The 20,125-nt window shown below is 34.9% G+C and carries 19 protein-coding genes and 4 tRNA genes; 6 read left to right on the plus strand and 17 right to left on the minus strand.

Going from position 1 to position 20,125, the window contains the following annotated elements:
• Nucleotides 1-14 precede the first annotated feature (14 nt).
• A complete protein-coding gene (locus H6W53_RS10370; protein ID WP_185206610.1) occupies nucleotides 15-1,100 on the minus strand; it encodes an efflux RND transporter periplasmic adaptor subunit in 1,086 nt (361 codons plus the stop codon).
• 148 nt (nucleotides 1,101-1,248) lie between these two features.
• Nucleotides 1,249-1,638, minus strand: a complete 390-nt coding sequence (locus tag H6W53_RS10375) for a hypothetical protein (RefSeq protein WP_185206613.1) — start codon at nucleotides 1,636-1,638, stop codon at nucleotides 1,249-1,251.
• 412 nt (nucleotides 1,639-2,050) lie between these two features.
• On the opposite strand from H6W53_RS10375, the gene H6W53_RS10380 reads away from it, so the two are divergent.
• The 3 genes from H6W53_RS10380 (at nucleotide 2,051) to H6W53_RS10390 (ending at nucleotide 4,051) form a co-directional block, all read left to right on the plus strand.
• Nucleotides 2,051-2,923, plus strand: a complete 873-nt coding sequence (locus H6W53_RS10380) for a hypothetical protein (protein ID WP_087711697.1) — start codon at nucleotides 2,051-2,053, stop codon at nucleotides 2,921-2,923.
• A gap of 258 nt (nucleotides 2,924-3,181) precedes the next feature.
• A complete protein-coding gene (locus H6W53_RS10385; RefSeq protein WP_185206615.1) occupies nucleotides 3,182-3,586 on the plus strand; it encodes a hypothetical protein in 405 nt (134 codons plus the stop codon).
• An 18-nt stretch (nucleotides 3,587-3,604) separates the two neighbouring features.
• Entirely contained in the window at nucleotides 3,605-4,051 is a 447-nt protein-coding gene (locus H6W53_RS10390; RefSeq protein WP_185144421.1) for an META domain-containing protein, read from the plus strand.
• Nucleotides 4,052-4,110: 59 nt separating this feature from the next.
• Here the strand turns inward: H6W53_RS10390 and H6W53_RS10395 are convergent, their stop codons facing one another.
• The 9 genes from H6W53_RS10395 to H6W53_RS10435 all read right to left on the minus strand — a co-directional run bounded on the left by H6W53_RS10395 (nucleotide 4,111) and on the right by H6W53_RS10435 (nucleotide 14,762).
• On the minus strand, nucleotides 4,111-4,368 hold the full coding sequence (locus tag H6W53_RS10395; RefSeq protein WP_087711702.1) for a SemiSWEET transporter: 258 nt from the start codon (nucleotides 4,366-4,368) through the stop codon (nucleotides 4,111-4,113).
• Between the two features lie 174 nt (nucleotides 4,369-4,542).
• A complete protein-coding gene (locus tag H6W53_RS10400) occupies nucleotides 4,543-5,586 on the minus strand; it encodes an NAD(P)/FAD-dependent oxidoreductase (RefSeq protein WP_185206617.1) in 1,044 nt (347 codons plus the stop codon).
• A gap of 55 nt (nucleotides 5,587-5,641) precedes the next feature.
• Entirely contained in the window at nucleotides 5,642-6,580 is a 939-nt protein-coding gene (gldN, locus tag H6W53_RS10405) for a gliding motility protein GldN (protein ID WP_087711706.1), read from the minus strand.
• A 9-nt stretch (nucleotides 6,581-6,589) separates the two neighbouring features.
• Nucleotides 6,590-8,179 (minus strand): GldM family protein, encoded by a 1,590-nt coding sequence (locus tag H6W53_RS10410; protein ID WP_116098751.1) that lies wholly within the window; start codon nucleotides 8,177-8,179, stop codon nucleotides 6,590-6,592.
• Nucleotides 8,180-8,233: 54 nt separating this feature from the next.
• Nucleotides 8,234-8,923 carry a gliding motility protein GldL gene (gldL, locus tag H6W53_RS10415; protein WP_087711710.1) on the minus strand — a complete coding sequence of 230 codons (690 nt, stop codon included), beginning with the start codon at nucleotides 8,921-8,923 and terminating at the stop codon, nucleotides 8,234-8,236.
• A 57-nt stretch (nucleotides 8,924-8,980) separates the two neighbouring features.
• Nucleotides 8,981-10,399, minus strand: a complete 1,419-nt coding sequence (gldK, locus tag H6W53_RS10420) for a gliding motility lipoprotein GldK (protein ID WP_116098753.1) — start codon at nucleotides 10,397-10,399, stop codon at nucleotides 8,981-8,983.
• Between the two features lie 108 nt (nucleotides 10,400-10,507).
• Nucleotides 10,508-12,361: a glutamine--fructose-6-phosphate transaminase (isomerizing) gene (gene glmS / locus H6W53_RS10425; protein WP_185206620.1), complete on the minus strand. Its 1,854-nt coding sequence runs from the start codon at nucleotides 12,359-12,361 to the stop codon at nucleotides 10,508-10,510.
• A 23-nt stretch (nucleotides 12,362-12,384) separates the two neighbouring features.
• Nucleotides 12,385-13,977 carry a DUF4270 family protein gene (locus H6W53_RS10430; protein WP_185206622.1) on the minus strand — a complete coding sequence of 531 codons (1,593 nt, stop codon included), beginning with the start codon at nucleotides 13,975-13,977 and terminating at the stop codon, nucleotides 12,385-12,387.
• Nucleotides 13,978-13,991: 14 nt separating this feature from the next.
• Nucleotides 13,992-14,762: a glycogen/starch synthase gene (locus H6W53_RS10435; RefSeq protein ID WP_116098756.1), complete on the minus strand. Its 771-nt coding sequence runs from the start codon at nucleotides 14,760-14,762 to the stop codon at nucleotides 13,992-13,994.
• Nucleotides 14,763-14,943: 181 nt separating this feature from the next.
• Between H6W53_RS10435 and panC the strand changes: the two genes are divergently transcribed.
• Entirely contained in the window at nucleotides 14,944-15,792 is an 849-nt protein-coding gene (panC, locus tag H6W53_RS10440; RefSeq protein ID WP_185206624.1) for a pantoate--beta-alanine ligase, read from the plus strand.
• Nucleotides 15,793-15,976: 184 nt separating this feature from the next.
• Here panC and H6W53_RS10445 read toward each other — a convergent pair.
• The 4 genes from H6W53_RS10445 to H6W53_RS10460 all read right to left on the minus strand — a co-directional run bounded on the left by H6W53_RS10445 (nucleotide 15,977) and on the right by H6W53_RS10460 (nucleotide 16,563).
• Nucleotides 15,977-16,049, minus strand: a tRNA-Lys gene (locus H6W53_RS10445).
• Between the two features lie 179 nt (nucleotides 16,050-16,228).
• A tRNA-Lys gene (locus H6W53_RS10450) sits at nucleotides 16,229-16,301 on the minus strand.
• Between the two features lie 67 nt (nucleotides 16,302-16,368).
• Nucleotides 16,369-16,451 (minus strand) — tRNA-Leu (locus tag H6W53_RS10455).
• A gap of 39 nt (nucleotides 16,452-16,490) precedes the next feature.
• A tRNA-Lys gene (locus tag H6W53_RS10460) sits at nucleotides 16,491-16,563 on the minus strand.
• A gap of 114 nt (nucleotides 16,564-16,677) precedes the next feature.
• Between H6W53_RS10460 and H6W53_RS10465 the strand changes: the two genes are divergently transcribed.
• The gene (locus H6W53_RS10465; RefSeq protein ID WP_185206627.1) at nucleotides 16,678-17,193 is read left to right on the plus strand and encodes a shikimate kinase; all 516 of its coding nucleotides are present in this window, start codon (nucleotides 16,678-16,680) and stop codon (nucleotides 17,191-17,193) included.
• Between the two features lie 9 nt (nucleotides 17,194-17,202).
• Here H6W53_RS10465 and H6W53_RS10470 read toward each other — a convergent pair whose 3' ends face one another.
• Nucleotides 17,203-17,640, minus strand: a complete 438-nt coding sequence (locus H6W53_RS10470; RefSeq protein WP_185206629.1) for an RNA-binding S4 domain-containing protein — start codon at nucleotides 17,638-17,640, stop codon at nucleotides 17,203-17,205.
• A gap of 57 nt (nucleotides 17,641-17,697) precedes the next feature.
• Here H6W53_RS10470 and H6W53_RS10475 point away from each other — a divergent pair, with 57 nt between their 5' ends.
• On the plus strand, nucleotides 17,698-18,456 hold the full coding sequence (locus H6W53_RS10475) for a hypothetical protein (protein WP_185206631.1): 759 nt from the start codon (nucleotides 17,698-17,700) through the stop codon (nucleotides 18,454-18,456).
• Between the two features lie 47 nt (nucleotides 18,457-18,503).
• On the opposite strand, the gene H6W53_RS10480 is transcribed toward H6W53_RS10475, so the two are convergent.
• Entirely contained in the window at nucleotides 18,504-20,021 is a 1,518-nt protein-coding gene (locus H6W53_RS10480) for an FMN-binding glutamate synthase family protein (protein ID WP_185206633.1), read from the minus strand.
• Between the last annotated feature and the right edge of the window lie 104 nt (nucleotides 20,022-20,125).

Here is a 20,125-nt window from a genome sequence, read left to right on the forward strand (position 1 = left end):
TCGATTATCGTATTCTACTCTGCTTTTAATTTTAATGACTGAAGAACTTTTTTCGGATCCTGAACTTTTGTCTGAACTTTCTGATCGTCTTTTACTTTCTGAACTCCTTCCAATAAGATTTTATCTCCGGTTGAAAGTCCTGAAGCGACTACATATACATCAGGAAGCTCATAAGCGATCTTTATATTTTTAGATTTTGCCACTCCGTTCTTGTCTACCACGAAAACATATTTCTGATCCTGAATTTCGTAGGTAGCTTTCTGAGGAATGATCAAAGCATTTTTCAATGGTAACGTCATTCTTACTTTTCCGGTTTCTCCGTTTCTCAGAAGTTTATCCGGATTCGGGAATTTAGCTCTGAAGGCGATATTTCCTGTCTCACTGTCGAATTCCCCTTCAATGGTCTGAACCTGTCCTTTCTGTGGAAAAACATCTCCGTTTGCCATAACGAGATCTACCATATTGCTTCCTCTTGAAGCTACATTTCTCTGATAGTTAAGATATTCCGGCTCCGAAACATTGAAGTAGGTATAAATATCATTGTTATCAGAAAGGGAGGTTAATAAATCCCCTTCATCTACCAGACTTCCCAGTTTCAAAGGAATTCTGTCGATAATTCCTGAAAACGGAGCTTTAATATCTGTAAAAGACAGGTGAATCTGTGCCAGTTTTGCTTCAGCATTGGCTGCATCCAGCTTAGCTTTCGCCATGGCTCTTTCGTTTTTGGAAACGATGTTGTTGTTGGCTAATGTACTTGCATTTTTCAGCTCAATTGTTGCCTGAGCAACTTCTGCCTGAGCTTTCAGCAATTCTGCCTGATACAATTTCGGCATAATTCTGAATAAGGTCTGTCCCTGACGAACAAACTGTCCCTCATCTACAAAGATTTTCTCAAGAAAACCTTTTTCCTGTGCACGAACTTCGATGTTCTTTACAGATCTGATCTGCGCCACATATTCTTTATCAATCACAGTATCCATCACAACGGGTGAGGTTACCGGATAAACAGCGGCTTCTTTTTTTTCTTCTTTTTTCTTGTTACAACCTGTGAACAATAAAATACTGCTTAGCGCAATGCTTGCGACAACTCTTTTAATCATAATTCTAGAGTTTATGTAAATCGTTAATGTTTTAAATATGAAAATGGCAATAAGAGGATCGACGGAATAATTGATTGCCAGCAATTATAACGCAGGATTTTCCCACCGAATAGCTAATCGGCAGAAAACGGGTTTGAAAATGTGGATTTTAAATTCTGATAGAACGAATCAGAATGAATTTTTTAACAGAAGAATATTCTGATATACAGCTGTGGATCGCTGATTTTAGTCTTTTGAAACTTTTTAAACCAAAAATATAGACCAAGGTGAAAACACTGGCGAAAGCGACCATTGCCTGAAAGGTATCGGACAACTGAAAGTCATCTTCAGTAAGTTCTAGCGTATATGCATTGCTTACATCATCCGAAGCCTGTTGCATGGAAAGCTTTTCGCAGGTCTGGTTTAAACGGTTTGCTTTTTTGGGTAAATTCTGAGAAGTGTGGGTGTAATCGTTTCGTAACGTTTTGACATTGATCTTGCTTTCTACTACAAAAAGCAGAAAAAGAGTGGTCAAAAAATATACGATATAGTTTCTCATGATTTCAAGGCACAAATGTAGACTTTAGTTTTGTTATGTTTCAAGACAATTATGTGACAAGTTATTCATATTAACAATATTTAACACTTATTTAAATTCGCTGAATTTGTTTAAATATTAAAAAAAAGATCTACTTAAAAACATATAAACAAAATGATTATCAAATAATTAGCATCATAAAAAAAATTATCTACCATTTGTGAACTTCGTTAATACGATTTCTACGTTGTACAAGCAGCTCACAAATTTGTTAAATTATTATAAAATTCACATATTATTGATAAAAATTAAACAAATTAATATTTTTATTTATTTTTTTTCATAAATAAAATAATATTGATTATATTTACTGTAAAATACCACTGAAAATTCTCACATTTTATTTGTTTAAAACTGACATTAATATTATAACATGAAAAACAAAATCTTTATTTCAGGATTCCTGCTTGCCTCTTTTTTTACATTTGCGCAAGTTGGCATTAACACAACATCTCCAGACGCTTCTGCCGTCTTGGATGTGAGTTCTACAAACAAAGGGATTTTAGGTCCCAGAATAAGTCTTACTTCTGCTACCATGCAGCTTGGTTCGGCTCCTAATGCCGCCGGACTTTTAATTTACAATACGGGCCCCACAATAACACCGGGATATTACTTCTGGAATGGATCTGAGTGGAGGGTTTTTAATTCTTCGTCTTCGGGAAGCGGCTCTTCTCAGGCTCTTGCCAATGTGGAAAGTATTGCCGTAATGGGACCTCTTACTTCTACTTCAGACAATGGAAGAGCCGGATATGCACTGTCTATAACCACACCGGACGGAAGATTTTCGGTAAGAACGTTCATCCCAACAAATACAAATTTCTCGCAGGTAAATCTGCAAATAAGAAATAATACTACAGGGGTAGTAGAAATTATCTCCAACGGACATTATCTTTGGTCCGGAGCAGGCGGTTATATGCAAAACCAGTTAAGACTTCCTGTAGGTGCATGGGCAGGAGATAATGCAACTTCCAGTGCATCTCTTATTGATGCTACCACAGGTGCAAGGGTACAATCCTCAACTACTAATCCTTATTGGGGCGATCCTGAAACCTATGCCGGAGGTATGCCGGAACAGCGTTTATACTCTTGGACTACTACTGACGGATCTGATAAAACATTTTATAAGATGTATTATATGATGGGTTCTTCTACTCCCGGAAATGCCGGAAACGCAACAAACTGTCCGTCCGGAACCTGTAATACCACCAAAGCATTTTTCACAATCGATCAGATTAAAGCGCCATAGGATTCTAAAAACACCACTGATTTTGAGAGACGTTCCCGGAATGTCTCTTTTTTATTTTTGATGATAGCAATTTTAAATATGTGCAGATTATGATAAATAGCAATTCTAAATTTAACATAAAATATTTAATAACATCAAAAAGCATTAAATTTTAATTAATTTATAAAAAATTAACATATTATTACTATAAAAAATTGTAATTTTACAGCATTATTTATACTGCATTATAAATTAATCACCTAAAAATCACTTATTATTATGAAAAAATTATTACGGATTATTACGTTAACAGGTTTTGTACTCATCGTCCAAACAGCATGTAAGAATCAGGTAAAAGAGGAAATTGTAGAACCTGAAAATAATACCGCTATACAACAGAAGCCTGATAAAATTACCCGAGAAGTTTATACAGATGAATCGGGAGAACAGTTGGAAGTAGGTTTTAATGAGACGAAAAATACTGTTGTGGTTCATCTGGACGGTAAATCTTACGAACTTAAAAAAAGCGATGAACTCCCTGATTTTACGGCAGGAGATGCAAACTATCAATACTCTGATGTGCGCGGTGAAATCACTTTCCTGAAAAAAGATTATAATATGGTTCTATTCCATCATAAAAAGAAAAAATCTTCTTCATCTAATACCAAGATGGCTTCTTATTAATCACAAAATTTTAAAGTTATGAAAAAGCTAATCATTTACTTTTGCTCGTTATTGGTTGTGGCTCTTACGGTTTCCTGTATGAATAAGTCTTCTGCAACCAGTACTTCTGAAAATAATTCTGACATTACCGGAAAAACATGGGAGCTGACAGAACTTAACGGCAAACCTATTCAGCTTAAAAATCCTCAGGTAATACCTCATTTTATGCTAAATACTTCCACGATGAGATATGAAGGTCATGGCGGCTGTAACGGAGTTGGAGGTACTTTTGAGATAAAACCTGAAGTAATGCGCATCAAATTCAATCAGGGTATATCTACGATGATTGCCTGCGATGATCTTGAAACAGAACGTGCATTTACGCAAGCGTTACTTTCTGCGGATAATTATTCTGTGAATGGAAGTACTTTAACGCTTAATAAAGCAAGGATGGCTCCTTTGGCAAAATTTACTTTAAAAAAATAACTAAATTCTTATTTGTAAGAAAAAACACTTCCTTTTGACGGAAGTGTTTTTATTTTAGACTATTTGTTTTTGTAGATAAGACAGTAAATAAGTAATGTAACATTTACAACTACCGAAAATGCATTGGTTAAAATAATAGGCAGTTCATCTTTAAGAAATCCATACCAGATCCATAAAGAAACTCCTGAAATAAGAACGATAAGCATTCCCGAGGAAAGATCATCGGCATTTTTTTCTTTAATTACCTTTATCAATTGTGGAATCATCGATCCTGAGGTGAGAAGACCGGCAATTATTCCTAAAACATTTTCATTCATAGCTGTTATTTACATCAGATATAGCAAAAATTATGTCAATTGTTAAAAGAATTTTAAAATTTCTAAGATCCCGGTTGAAGTGATAATGTTTTTTGATTAGTATTTAGTTGTTCTTATAAACAATAAATAGTATTTTTTGTGAAAATTTAATGTAATAGGTTTATATTTTCAATACTAACTTTTTATTATAAACCTTTTTAGATCAACGTCTTCATGTAAAGGAATATTGTTTTCAATAAAATCATATAAACTTTTGGAGAAATAGCAACCGTTTAAAATTCCTCTTGCTCCCAATCCATTGAAAACATATAAATTGTGATGTTCAGGATGTCTTCCAATAATTGGTCTTCTGTCTTTTACGGTTGGGCGGAATCCAAAATTGATGTCTTTAATTTCAAAAGGATGTGGATAAAATTCCATCAGACCTTTTTTAAGCTGTTCAACAGCGGACTCGTCAATTTCATGATGGAGCTGTTCTCTATCGTAAGTACCACCATAAAAATACAACCGATCATTCACCGGAAAAAGAAAGTGCTTTTTCTTGATGGTGATATTTTCCGTAATTTTTTCTGAAAGTTCTACTTTGATATGGTGACCTTTATTGGGATTTACAGGAATATCGGAAAAAAAAGGATTTTGTACCACCCCCATTCCTTCACAAAACAAAATATTCTTGAAAATAAAATCCTGATAAGTGGATCTTTCTACATCTATGTCTGAATAAACAAATTTTTCTCTGATTAATTTTCCACTTTTATCTAAAAAATCAAATAAACCTGTGAAAAATCCATTAACATTCAATCTTGCAGACTGATTAACCTTTCCTGTAAGAAAGTCGTTTTTTACAACGTTTAAACGATCAAAATTTTTATCTAAAAAATTCAAAAGATCATCATTTCCGGATTTCTTTAACCAAAGTGACTGTTCATTTTCATCATGAAAAATTCTGTGGATGGGTGCATCGATGAGATAGTTTTGTCCTGTGTAATTCTCAATTTCTTTCAAAGTGTTTTTAAGGAAATCAATTTGTTCCTGCGCTTTCCAGAAAGTGGTAAATTTTTTAAGCACAACAGGGTTTATAATTCCTGCTGAAACCTGTGAAGCACTCTTCTTTTTTTCAGAAAACATCACGAAAGTCTTATTGTTTCTGATCAACTGATGCGCAAAGAAAAGTCCTGCATACCCGTCTCCAACGATAATATAATCTACATTCTTCATAATAAAAAAACCTGAGTAAAAATACTCAGGTTTTCTATAATTATCAAGTGAAATCTTAGTAATTCCACATATCATTTTCCATTTGAAGAATCTGCGCCTTAATTCTGTCGCTTTCTTCAATCTGATCATCAGCATCTCTTGGAATGTAGTCTTTGATAACTCCATCACCTAATCCTGTTGAAGATTTAAAGATAACGGAAGAGAATCTTCTTGCGTTAATTAGATCATCAAAAGATAAGTCTGCAGACGAATTTTTTCTGTTGAATACAAAATTATTCGCTAAAATATCTCTTGCATTTGGATAATAAACCCAGAAAAGATCAATTAAATCATTAGCTCCCGGTAAAGGCTGTCCATCAGGAGTTGTTCTGCCAATTAATTTTGGATCTGGTCCCATTGCAGCAATTCCTAAAGGTCTGTACTTCAATTGTCCGTCTCTTTTATCAATAAACCACATACCGAAGATTTTTAAAACTTTAACTTTTTCAGTTGTAGTTTCGTAAATATCAGTAAGTTCTTTTTTCTCCTGCTCTGTTAACTGACGACCGCTATTTAAAATATTAATAGCTTCGTCATCAACTCTCACATCAACTAATCTTGTCTTGATTTGCTCTGGAGTAAGTCTTTGAACGAAATTTTCATCGTCATATACTTCTTTAATATCTCCGTTTAATGCACCGTCTAGCAATAATTTATACAGAGACTTTGTTTCTGTAGCTAATAAACCATCAGGGTTGTTATAATAGAACGGCTGATTGATCTTGTCATTCATGTCTATAACTTCCCAAACAAACATACTCTTTAAGATATCTTTATCTTCAACAAATCCGTATTCCAATGGTTTTACTTTTTTGTCAATAAGAGTATCTCCAACTTTCATTTTGTTTTCAGCTCTCATTTTTCTGAATTCTTCAGGCGAAGAAGCGTTCAGAATAGTTTGGGAAAACATCAATCCCGAAACTACTACTAAAAGACTGCTAATATATTTTTTCATAATTATTTGTTATTGAACATTAATTAATACCGGTGAAATATTCGGAACGATTGTATTTCCTAATCCAGTAGCTGTTGCTTTAATATCAAAGATATAAACGCCATCCCCAGGTCTTAAGTTTCTGAACATACCTGCTGCTCCTTGTAATGAATTACCCTGAACCTGCATTGATGCTCTACCCGGAACTCTTACCATGAACGAAGTCACGTTAAATGATACAGGGAAATCAAAGTCTGGAATAACAGCCTGAAGTTGCTGATTTTCAACAGAAGTTGCAGGTAGTGTAAGAATATTCTTACCTCTGATCTGTCCTTGTGGCGGAGGTACATTTTTAATTCTGTATTCGAATACCTGAGAAATTGATTTTCCATAAGGATCCGTTCCAGATAATGTTATTTTAAGAATATTTCCTGCACCTGGTCTAACATCCCATTTACCAGGACCTGTGCTCTTAACAGTAGCTCCCGGAGCAGATAATGAAAGCTTAGCATTGTCAGCGCCTAAGATAGATCCTGAAACAGGGTTATCTAAGTTTCTATACATTACGTTCATCTTATCTGCAGAAAGTAATAATCCTTTCTGAAGTTTCACTTCCTGTGGTCCAGCAATTACATTATAAGTATGTGTGAAAGGGAAATTCTGAGCTTTTCCTGTCGCATCTGTTAATGTAATGTTTCCGCTAAATGTTTTCTGTCCAATTCCGCTTGTGTTAAGATTTGCATATCCTTTTCCGTTTTCCTGTCTGCTTACTCCGGAAATGCTGATCTTATTACTGTTTGAATAGTTTCCTAACATTACAACTGCTTCAGCCGGTTTTCCTGCAACTACATCTACAGGCGCAGAAACAATAGCTTCATAGCTTGTAAATTTAATACTTGCATCTACTTTCTCCTGTAGCATTAATGCTAATGCATCAGACTGAACGTTTCTTGCATCATTCTGGATAATTTCTAAGTTAGAAATCGCAGCAATTAATGGCTGATGATAAAACTTGTTTTGAAACCAAGTTTTGTCATTTGGAGATTTTCCTTTTGGATATTCAGCAATTAAAGATTTATTAGCTCTTTCAACTAAGTCTTTTAATTGAGGATTGTTTCCAAAAGTTGCATTAATGTAATTTCTTACATCATCTATTTTTGCTTTTAATTCCAATGCACCTTTTGAAGGTGTGTTTTCATCTCCTTCTTTAAAGAAATATTCAGTTGTAGCTTCATTATTGTTAAGCGCTGCAAAGTTTTCACTTACATCAACATCTTTTCCCTGTGCATCTTTATCGTGGAATTCTGATTTCTTTTTAAGAACGTCTTTAATTTCCTGAGCAGATTTTACCAAAACGTTGATCTTGTCTCTAAGAACCTGATACTGAGCCCATGGCTGCGCATAAGTATCCGGAACCTGTTGAGCTTTCGCTTCAAGAGTTTTTTCAAAAATCTTTTCGTTTTTTCTTTCAGTTAAAGTTCTTGTTTCATTAAGAGCTTTAGTAGAGTCATAATATGACCTGATGATTTCCGCATCAATATTTAGGGCCATCATAGCGATGAACACCAAATACATCAGGTTGATCATCTTCTGACGAGGTGTCTGTTTTCCTGCTGCCATTCTCTTTTCTTTGTTTTTTGATTAAGTAGTTAAATTAAAAAATGGTTTGGGAAATTAAGACTTCATAGCAGTTAACATACCGCCATAAACTCTGTTTAGATTGTTTAAGTTTGAAGTTAAACCTTGTAATTCCTGATTGAATTTTTCTGATTGTTCAGCAGATTTTTGCATATCTGCTACATATTTATTAGTAAACTCAGATTGTTTTTTAGTGCTTTCCATTTGCATTGCATATAAAGCATTCATACTTTCCATGTGCTGCGCTGCTTTATTTAACTGCTCATTATATTTATGAGTAGAAGCAGAAACGTCAACAGTCTGGTTGATCTGGTCTACAGAACTTGAAAATTTATCGATTCCTGTTCTTAATCTTTCAAATAACTGAACATCAAGTTTAGCATCCTGAAGCATTTTGTCTAATTTGGTTGAAAGAGAATTTTCTAATTCAGCAAATTGAGCAGAGTTGCTTTTAGATATATTTGAGTGTAATGGATTTGGGTTTGCGTGTTTATCTAATAATTCAGGATAAACGTTTTCCCAAGCATAAGACTCCTCAGATTTTGGCGGGTCGAAAGCGAAAATGATGAAGATGATAGCTTCCGTAATAAGTCCCACTGTAAGGGCCATGTTTCCGTTAATTGGTCCCAAGGTAATGTGAGTAATTTTAAGCCAAGCTCCAAGAATTACAATTGCAGCACCGAATGAATAGAAGAAATTCATCCAAGCATCTTTAGTCTTAAACATATAAGTTAGTTTTTTTTAATGTTAAATAAAATTTATCGAAAAATAATGGTGATTGAATTATCTGTTAACTTTTCTTGGTTTAACAGCAGCTTCAGGAATATCCTGTACAGTTCTGAATCCGATATAGCTTCTTGCAGAGTCTTTTCTTTCCCAGTCTCTTGCACCGTTCATAAGCATATATCCTACATCTTTCCAAGATCCTCCTCTGATAGATTTCTTAGTATCTGCCAAATCTTTCGTAGAAGGATTTAAAGTAGATGAGAATCCGTATGAAGAGTTGTTGTAATCAGATGATGTCCATTCAGAAACGTTTCCAGCCATATCAAATAACCCAAACCCATTTTTCTTAAATTTCTTAACTGGAGCTGTATATGTATAAGTACCTTTTTTGTCGTCTTCCATATAGTTACCTCTCTTAGGTTTGAAGTTTGCCAGGTAGCAACCTCTGTCGTCCATTAAATAAGGACCTCCCCAAGGATAAGTAGCATTTTGCATTCCACCTCTTGCAGCATATTCCCACTCGATTTCTGTAGGCAGTCTGAACTGCAATGGTCTTTGTTTTCTTCTTTTTAAGCTTTCGTTATAATCAGATTTCAATTTAGATCTGAAGTTACAGTATGCTCTTGCCTGATCCCAAGTTACCCCAACTACAGGATAATCTTTGTAAGCTTTGTGCCAGAAATACTGCTCAAACAATGGCTCGTTATAAGCAAAATGGAAATCTTTTACCCAAACAGTTGTATCCGGATAAATAGCAATGCTTTCACTTCTAAGATAGTTTACACCTCTTTCTTTTTCAGCCATTGCTACATCCATATCTCCCCATCTGTAAGTATATTTTAATTTACTAACGTCAAGGATTCTTTCATTACCAATTCTTGAAGAAGCTGGTAAATACATTGATTCTAAAACTTCCGCATATTCCACATCCGGATATTTAGATGTATTCCAGTGCAAAGGAACTTTCCAGTCGATTTTTTTCGTTGGATCGTAGTTTCCTTCGTTTCCACCGCCTTGTCCTTCTAAATATTCCTGATATGGTGTTAAATTTTCTTCTTTCTGTGCAAGGTATGCATAATCTCCGATGCTTGTTCCTTTACCTTTACCTTCACCACCTTCTCCGGCAGCTTCAGCAAGTAAAGTTCTTGCGATAGAATCTCTTACATAATTGATAAATACCCTGTATTCCGCATTAGTAGTTTCTGCTTCATCCATGAAGAAAGAAGAAACAGTAACAGTTTTTGCCGGAGCCTTTTCAGGACTGTTTGTGAAATCCTGATCAGTTAATCCTGCAACAAACGATCCTGCAGGAATAGCTACCATTCCGTAAGGTCTTTCTGCAACAAATGATTTTGTTTTTTCTCTAGGTATCAATTCTCCTTTTGTTCCCGGTTTACCTACTGAAGAGGCTCCCCCACCTGAACAAGATACCGATGCTACCGACGCAGACAATAATAAAAGAAATATCCTTTTCATGTTAATTTTTATAATTAAGCCGTAAATATATAATTTTTTTAAGAAACTTTTAAGATTTTTTTTGAAATAACGGAAGAAATCTGAATTTATTTTATTTACAAGTAATTTTTATTCCACAGTTACAGATTTCGCAAGGTTTCTTGGCTGGTCTACGTTAGCTCCTCTGTACACTGCAATGTAGTATGCCAATAATTGTAGAGGCACTGATGCAACAATTGGAGAAAAACATTCTGATGTTTCCGGAATTTCAATAACGTAGTCTGCCATTGCACTTACCTGCGTATCTCCTTTATTTACAACAGCAATAACTTTTCCTTTTCTTGCCTTAATTTCCTGAACATTGCTTACAATTTTATCATAATGTCCTTTTTTAGGAGCAATGATAACAATTGGCATATTTTCATCAATTAATGCAATTGGACCGTGCTTCATTTCTGCAGCAGGGTAACCTTCAGCATGAATATAAGAGATTTCTTTTAATTTTAAAGCACCTTCAAGTGCAGCCGGATAATTGTATCCTCTTCCCAAATAAAGGAAATTGGTTGCACTCACAAAATCCTTTGCGATATTTTGTACCAGATCGTGAGTCGTACCCAAAACATCTTCTATTTTTTTAGGAATGGCATCCAGTTCGGCAATTAAGCTCATAAATTCGGCGTTTCCTAAATTCCCATTATGTTTCCCTAATTTAAGTGCAATCAAAGAAAGAATTGTTAACTGCGCGGTAAATGCTTTTGTAGAAGCAACCCCGATTTCGGGACCAGCATGCGTATAAGATCCTGCATCTGTAATTCTCGCAATAGATGAATCTACGACATTACAAATACCATAAATAAATGCCCCTCTTTCTTTAGCCAATTTTAAGGCGGCCATAGTATCTGCAGTCTCACCTGACTGGGAAATTGCAATTACAACGTCTTTATCTGTGATAATTGGATTTCTGTATCTGAATTCAGAAGCGTATTCTACTTCAACAGGAATTCTGGCATATTCTTCAATTAAATATTCACCAATAAGTCCTGCATGCCAAGAAGTTCCGCAAGCAATGATAATGATTCTGTTGGCATTTTTAAATTTTTCGATATGATCCCAAATTCCAGCCATTTTGATAACTCCTTCATCTACGAGAAGCCTTCCTCTCATCGTATCGTGAACCGATTTAGGCTGTTCGAAAATTTCTTTCAGCATAAAATGCTCATATCCTCCTTTTTCAATCTGCTCTAAACTTAGTTTGAGTTCCTGAATTTCCGGTTCAATTTTAGAATTTTCGCTTATGGTTCTGATGTCCACTCCATTTTCAAGAGAAATCGTTGCCATATGACCTTCTTCAAGATAAATAGCTTCTTTAGTGAATTCTACGAATGGTGATGCGTCTGAAGCGATAAAATATTCTTTCTCACCGATTCCTATCGCCAAAGGAGATCCTAATCTTCCTACAACCAATACGCCAGAAAAATCTTCATGCATTACTGTGATTGCGTAGGCTCCATATACTTCATTAAGGGCATATCTTACTGCGGTAGGAAAATCCATGTCAGCATTTAAATCCATAAAATACTGTACTAGATTTACTAAAACTTCTGTATCTGTTTCAGATTTAAATGTAAATCCTTTTTCAGTAAGCATCGTTTTAATCGTATCATAATTTTCAATGATGCCATTATGAACAAGTGCTATTTTTCCGTTATTTGATAAATGAGGATGAGAATTTCTGTCGCTAGGAACACCATGTGTAGCCCAACGCGTATGTCCCATACCAATTTTCGCAACTCCTTTTAACTGGCTGGAAATGCTTACCAAATCATCTACTTTACCTTTGGTTTTTTCAACTTCAAGTTTATTTTCTGCATTTTCAAGAACGATTCCGGCACTATCGTACCCTCTGTATTCTAATCTTCTAAGACCGTTAATTACAATATCGTAAGCGTCCTGAAAACCTGTGTATCCAACGATTCCGCACATATTTTTATCAAATGTATTTTAAATTATTTTGTACCGTAAATTACTTTTAATTGAACCCTGTTTGGGTTTCCTACCTGCGACCCCACAAAAACAGCTCTACTTGTATTATATGGTGTTGTAGTGAATTTGTATCCTGCTAAACTGGTTCCATCAGAATTAGTCTGGAATGATCCCATATCAATTTTAAAATATATAGTAGCCTTTTTAGTAGAGTCATAATTACTATCTTCCACAAGATCTTTTACTGATTTAGTAACGATAAAATCATAATATGTGGGATTTTTATCATAGTCAAAAATCTTGTAAATACTATAATTATTAGAACCCGCTAAATTTAATATATCATCTGTAAAATTAGATATTGTAGACGGCAGACCTGTAGTCGGATTAATCTTTGCCGGATCTATATATTTTTTTAACAATGTTAACTCTCTCGGCTTAGCCAAATTATTATTCCAATCTGTAGGATCTGTATATATCCTCACTTTAGCACTAATAATAGCAGCTTTATCATTTTGATACAATTGATTAAGCTGATTAATAGTTTCATTTGGAATTTTAATACCTATTGATGGACCTCCCATTCCCTGTAAAAATAATTTCGGAGCACCATTACTTTGATTTCCAATTGTAGCAGATGCCCATGCAGAACCTGTTCTGTCATATTGATATTGCCCAATATGGGTATTAGCGGACCCTAAAGCAAATGAATATGTAGTTTGTGGTCTTGTTGTTGTACCGTTTTCAGTTTTATCATACTTATAGTACATAATAAGCTCCATATCGTTATGTGAAATCTGGAATAAATAGCCATCTTCTTCATCAACAGAAATTCTAAGACCCTTAAAATATCTTATGAAATTTGAAGCATCCTGAAGTTCAGGCTGATCTTTCTTTGCTATAATTTTACTCTGGAAAAAGGTTTTATCCAATGGAATTCTGATTCCCGGAGTTGATGCTGTAAATAAAGCAGCACCACCATCATCTTTTGTAATGGCTACAGAACTCACATATCCTTTAAACTGCTTTGATCCCAAATCTGCGCCTATATCAAAAGTCTGATTAGATTTGGCACTATCAGAAGCACCTTTTAAGAATGTATTTACTTCATGAACTCTTAAATTAAATGTTTTTTTCGCCTTCCCAAATTTTAAAACAGGATATGTATTTACTACTTTTTTAGCATTAACACTCCCGTCAGCGGCTGTAGTGTAAGTATAACTATCATCTACTGTATTGGTTGTAACACTGTCAGTAGCGTATCTAGGTTTCATAACCAAAACTACTGAGTCGACTACTGCATTTGTCCCAAAATCAGGATCGTATGTTGACAGTCTAAGCTGCGTCAGATAAGAAGCTTTCTGCATTCCGAATTGTCCTTCATTGAAAGCACCTAAGACAGCATACGTTAATTTAGAGGCATCACTTCTGATACTATCATTATTGTTTATATTGAATGCAGTAACATCAAAAGATTTTTCATTTCCCTGTGCAGCACCATCTAAGAATAATTGTTCTCCCAATGTATCTGCATCTGGCTCACAGTTATAAAGTAATGCACTTCCGAAAACCACCATAGAAAAAACGGTGATTGCTTTTTTAATAGTATGAATCATTAAAAATGTGTTTTTTAATAAATTTGATTTATAGAATCTACGTCAAGATATTCCGATTTGGGAGTAGAACTTTCGTTGAAAGCTTTATCTAAGTCTTCATCTAAAAATTCATCTCCTTTTACAACCAAATCTACGTAGTTCATGCTTTCGATCACAAAAGATTTTACACTCGGATTATCTAACGCTTTTAATCCTGAAATATTATCAAACTTCAGTTTTTCGTCGATATTGGAAGCCAAAGATGCATCTTTCTCATTGTATAATGAAAGAACGATTTTCGCATCCTTGAAGTAAGTATCTGTTTCGTAATAGGTTTTCAGATAAATTGGAACAAAAGAAGCCATCCATCCGTTAAGATGAATAACATCCGGAACCCAATTCAGTTTCTTAATGGTTTCAATTACTCCTCTGGCAAAAAATATTGCTCTTTCATCATTATCCTCGAAAGGCTGTCCTTCATCATCAAAATAATATTGTTTTCTTTTGAAATACTCTTCATTATCGATAAAGTAAACCTGAAGTCTTTCCCCCGGAAGAGACGCTACTTTAATAATAAGAGGCTGATCCAGATCATTAATAATAATATTCATTCCGGAAAGTCGGATCACCTCATGAAGCTGGAATTTCCTTTCACTTATCTGTCCAAATCTTGGCATAAAAACTCTTACATCATTGCCTTCTTGGTGCATCTTAAGTGCCATTTTGTTTACCACTGCAGCCATATTTGTATCTTCCTGATATGGATACATCTCTGTAGTAATGTACAGTATTTTTTGATTCGGCATAAACTTCTATCTAATTTTTGTAAAAATGCTTTAATGCGCAAAATTACGAAAAAACATTCATTATTATTTTAATTAACATTTTTTTACGATAATTCCCTTTGTCAAATTATTAAAACTAAGACTTCATGTATCATAATTATATGATATTTTTAGTATTTTTGAATTACTATTAAAATAAGCTATGGAAGTTCTAAAAAATAAAAAAGTTCTTCAGGATTTCATTGAAAGACAGAAAGAAATGGGCAAAAAGATAGGTTTTGCACCTACCATGGGAGCCCTTCACGACGGACATTTATCCCTATATAAAGCAGCCAGAGAAGAGAACGATCTTGTGGTATCATCAATTTTTGTTAATCCTACTCAATTTAATAATCCGGAAGATCTTGAAAAATATCCAAGAGATATCAACAGAGATATTTCTATTCTTGAAAAATCAAGTTTGGTTGACGCTGTTTACATTCCTGAAGTCACAGACATTTATCCTGAAAAAACAGAAAGTCAGCATTATGATTTTGACGGACTGGAAAATGAAATGGAAGGAAAATCCCGACCGGGACATTTTGACGGTGTCGGAACGGTCGTAGAAGAGCTTTTCAGTCAGGTAAAGCCCGACAATGCTTATTTTGGAGAAAAAGATTTCCAGCAACTGGCAATTATCAAAAAAATGGTTGAAAAGAAAAAACTTCTGATTAACATCAAGGGTGTTCCCATTTACAGAGCAGAGAACGGACTTGCTTTAAGTTCCCGAAACCAAAGACTTCATGAAGACAGAAGAGAAGCATCTTCTGTTATTTATGAGACATTAACAAAAGTGAATGAATGGTTCAGAGTGATTACAGTTCCGGAAATAAAAAACAGAGTACAGGACATTTTTGATCATCAAAGAGGAATGCAGCTAGAATATTTTCTGATTGCCGATGAAAAAACACTCAAAGAAACAGATTTCTTTTATAAGGACAAAAAATTCCGTGCATTTATAGTTGTAATTGTGGATGGAGTGAGACTAATTGACAATATGCACCTGAATTAATTTAATCAAATTCAAATCATCTTAAAATAACAAGCGTTGCTTTTTAGCAACGCTTGTTATTTTTATCTACCTCTATAAATGAAGACAGTAGATTATATAAAAAATCAAAGGCTTCTTACGAAGCCTTTGAAACACCAAATCACAAAATATTAATATGAAAAAAATTTACTTTTCAGTAAACTTGTGACCCGGCTGGGATTCGAACCCAGGACCCATACATTAAAAGTGTATTGCTCTACCAGCTGAGCTACCGAGTCGGTCACTTAATTTGAATTTACTTTAAAAAGTAATATTCTTTTTTTTAAGAGCTGCAAAGATACGAATTATTTCGTTCCTGCAAAATTTATTTTCAAAATCAAAGGCTTCTTAAGAAAGCCTTTGAAACACCAAATCACAAAATATTAATATGAAAAAAATTTACTTTTCAGTAAACTTGTGACCCGGCTGGGATTCGAACCCAGGACCCATACATTAAAAGTGTATTGCTCTACCAGCTGAGCTACCGAGTCGTCACAATTAATAGGATAAAATTAAAATTCTAAACTTTACTATTAATTATTCAAATTTTCTGCATTGTGCCTGCGACTGGACTCGAACCAGCACATCCTTAGGAAACCACCCCCTCAAGATGGCGTGTCTACCAATTTCACCACGCAGGCAATAAAAACTACAAAAATCCAGTAATCTTTTTTTGCTTGTGACCCGGCTGGGATTCGAACCCAGGACCCATACATTAAAAGTGTATTGCTCTACCAGCTGAGCTACCGAGTCGGTCACTTTATCAACGATTAACACAGTAATAATGTCCCTCGTTTTTAGTGGTGCAAAGATATGAGTTTTTTCTTTATCTCAAAACTTTTTTGCAAATTTGTTTAAAAAAAATTCATGATAATTTCACTGGTCGGATACATGGGAAGTGGCAAATCTCACATTTCCAAAATATTAAGCGACAAACTCAATTTTAAATTAATTGATCTGGATAAAGAGATTTCCAAAAGAAACAACATGACAATCCCCGAAATCTTCGATAAAAAGGGAGAAATCTACTTTAGAAAGCTGGAAAGAGAGACATTGGAAGAAATTCTTGCGTCCGAAAAAAATACAATTTTAAGTCTTGGCGGAGGAACTCCTGTTTACTATAACAATATGGAAATCATTAACCATAATTCAAAAAGCGTTTTTTTAAGGGCTTCTGTTGCAACTTTAACAGAAAGACTTTCTAAACAGAAGGAAAAAAGACCTTTAATTGCAAATATTACTGATGAAAATCTTGCAGAATTTATAGCCAAGCATTTATTCGAAAGAAATGATTTTTATAATAAAGCACAGATAAGCATAATTACAGACAGCAGAACTCCGGAAGATATTGTGAATGAAATAACAGAAAAGCTCTATCTCTAGAGCTTTTTGTTAATCTTCGTTTTCAGAGTCGTCCCCATTTTCGCCAAAGAAATCGTCCCAGTCCGTAAAATCTGAGGCAATATCATTTTCTACGTAATCGTCCATGTCTCTGCGGTCTTTTTTCGTAGGTCTTCCCTCACCTTTATTTCGATAATAATCCTGAGACATTTTACGCATTTTCAATAATTCATATTGTTCCTTATCGGTTACATCCTTTATATGAAGAGGAACAAGCTTCGCTCCGATCCTGCTTTTAGGAATCTGAATTACTTTAATTTGATAGTCAATCTGATTTTTACGGATCTTAATAACATCTCCTTCCTTCACCTCTTTAGAAGACCTTACAACCGACGCACCGATAGAAACTCTGTTCTTTTTAATCTCCTCAGTAGCAATGGTTCTGGTCTTATAAAAACGAATGCTCCATAAAAATTTATCTATTCTCATAATTTTTTATACTTTTGTCGTTATATTATTTGTAAAGTAATTAAAGTTTTTTGAAAAATGAAAAAAATATTTTTATATATCCTTGCTGGATCTCTTTGTTTCACGGCATGTAAAAAGGATGATGAAGTTGAAACATTTGTAGAACCGGAAGATATCTCGGTAAGAAATTCATATGATGATCAGGCGATCCAAAAGTTTATGAATGACAATTACCTTGATTCACAAGGAAATATAAAAGCATTCAGCTCTACAGATACTTCTGATGATAATGAGAAAAAATTATCTGAGCTGAGTCCTGTAAAACTTTCTTCCGGGGTTATTTATATTGTAAGAAACGGAGCACAGCCAACTTCAGGAGTAACTCTTGAAACGAATCCTGAAGCAACAAACGCCACTCAGATCAGAACGATGATGAGAGCAAACTATTACCTTGCAACAAATACCGATGGTAATGTAGCATTTACAACATCAGGAGTTTTAACCAACACAATCAACGGAAGTGGTTCTCCTTTAACTGATCCGTTGTTTTATTATGTGAAGAAAAAAACAATGACGGATGCTACAACTGATGCTGCCAAACTAAGAAAATACTACGAAATAGAAGGTCTTCAGGAAGGATTAAAGTATTTTCAGGGATATGCAAATCTATCAGACGGAGACGCATATAATTTACAGGGTGTAATTATCGTCCCTTCAAGAGCTGCTTTCGGAAGAGATACCCACTACAATTATACAGGGTATTCACTCCAAAATAATTGTTTTGTATTCAATTTTCAAATTTACAAAGCTAATCAGAGACCTGTTCTAGAACAATAAAAAATAAAGCGCTTCCCAATAAGAAGCGCTTTTTTATTTGCTTAAAATTAATACTTAGCTTTCTGCTTTACATTTCCTAAAATATCCGGAAAATAGAGATCTGCTAAATGATCAAACTCATCGCCCCTCATGAACATTGTGGCATCTACTTCTTCGTAAGAACTTCTTCCTGCCGCTGCAATCAGTTCATTGCAGGTATGAAGCGTATTTTTATGAAAATGATACACTCTTTCCGCTTTATCCGTAACATCCAGACCTTTAATTAACATTTTATCCTGTGTGGCAACTCCTGTCGGACAATTATTGTTATTACACCTTAAAGCCTGAATACAGCCTAAAGAGAACATAAATCCTCTCGCATTATTACACATATCTGCACCCATCGCGATTGCTCTTAAAATGTCTAGACTTGTCAGAACTTTTCCGCTTGCAATCACTCTTAATTTACTTCTTAAATTATAATTATTCAGCGTTCTGTTAACAAAAATCAAAGCAGGTTCCAAAGGCATTCCTACTCCATCTGAGAACTCAGGCGGTGCGGCTCCGGTTCCTCCTTCCGCTCCGTCAATGGTTATAAAATCAGGATAAATCTTCAAAACATTCATCTGGACACAGATATCTTCAAATTCTTTGGTGTCGCCGACGCACAATTTAAATCCAACAGGTTTTCCTCCGGAAAGTTCTCTTAACTGCTGTACAAACCTCAACAAACCTGCAGCATCGGAAAAAGAAGTGTGTGAAGGCGGTGAAATAATCGTCATTCCTGGAGTGACGTGACGGATTTTTGCAATTTCCGGAGTATTTTTAACAGCCGGTAAAACTCCGCCATGACCTGGTTTTGCCCCTTGAGATAATTTAATTTCAATCATCTTTACATTGGGTAAAGTAGAATATTTTTTAAACAATTCCGGATTAAATTTACCTTCTTCATCACGACAGCCGAAATATCCGGTTCCAATCTGCCAGCAAAGATCGCCTCCTTCCAGATGATGCGGAGAAATCCCTCCTTCTCCCGTATTGTGGTAAAAATTTCCTTTTTTTGCGCCTCTGTTCAAAGAGATCTGAGCGCGGTCGCTTAATGCCCCGAAACTCATTGCCGAAATATTAAATAACGAAGCATGATAAGGCTGAGAACACTGCTCTCCTCCTACCCAGACTCTCGGAAGTTCTTCCATAGGAGATTTTGCATAAATGGAATGCTTAATTCCTTCATATTTTCTGTGGTTAACTTCGAGCTGTGTTCCGAAAGGCACAGTGTCACTTAAATTTTTGGCTCTTCTGTACACCGCAGAACGCTGATTTCTCGGAAAAGGTTTTCCATCGGTTTCTCTTTCAATGAAATACTGCTGCATTTCCGGTGAAATACTCTCAAAAAAGTATCTGAAATAGCCCAAAACAGGAAAATTTCTTAGAATAGCATGTTTAGATTGGGTAATATTATAAATTCCGATTGCATACACAATGGTTAACAAAACAGGAATCCACCAATCTGCCCTTATTAAAAAAGCAACCGACCACGCAACGACGAGAATAATAGCTCCCCAAAGCAAAAATTTGTCTCTCATATCATTTTGAATTTTACCAAAGTTAAAAAATTTAAATTGATATGAACGGGCTGAGAAACATCAAAAAGATGAATGAAAGAAGTTATTTTTGGATTAAATGTGAT

Origin of the sequence: Chryseobacterium sp. C3 (assembly GCF_014218905.1) — a bacterium.
GTDB lineage: Bacteria > Bacteroidota > Bacteroidia > Flavobacteriales > Weeksellaceae > Chryseobacterium > Chryseobacterium mucoviscidosis.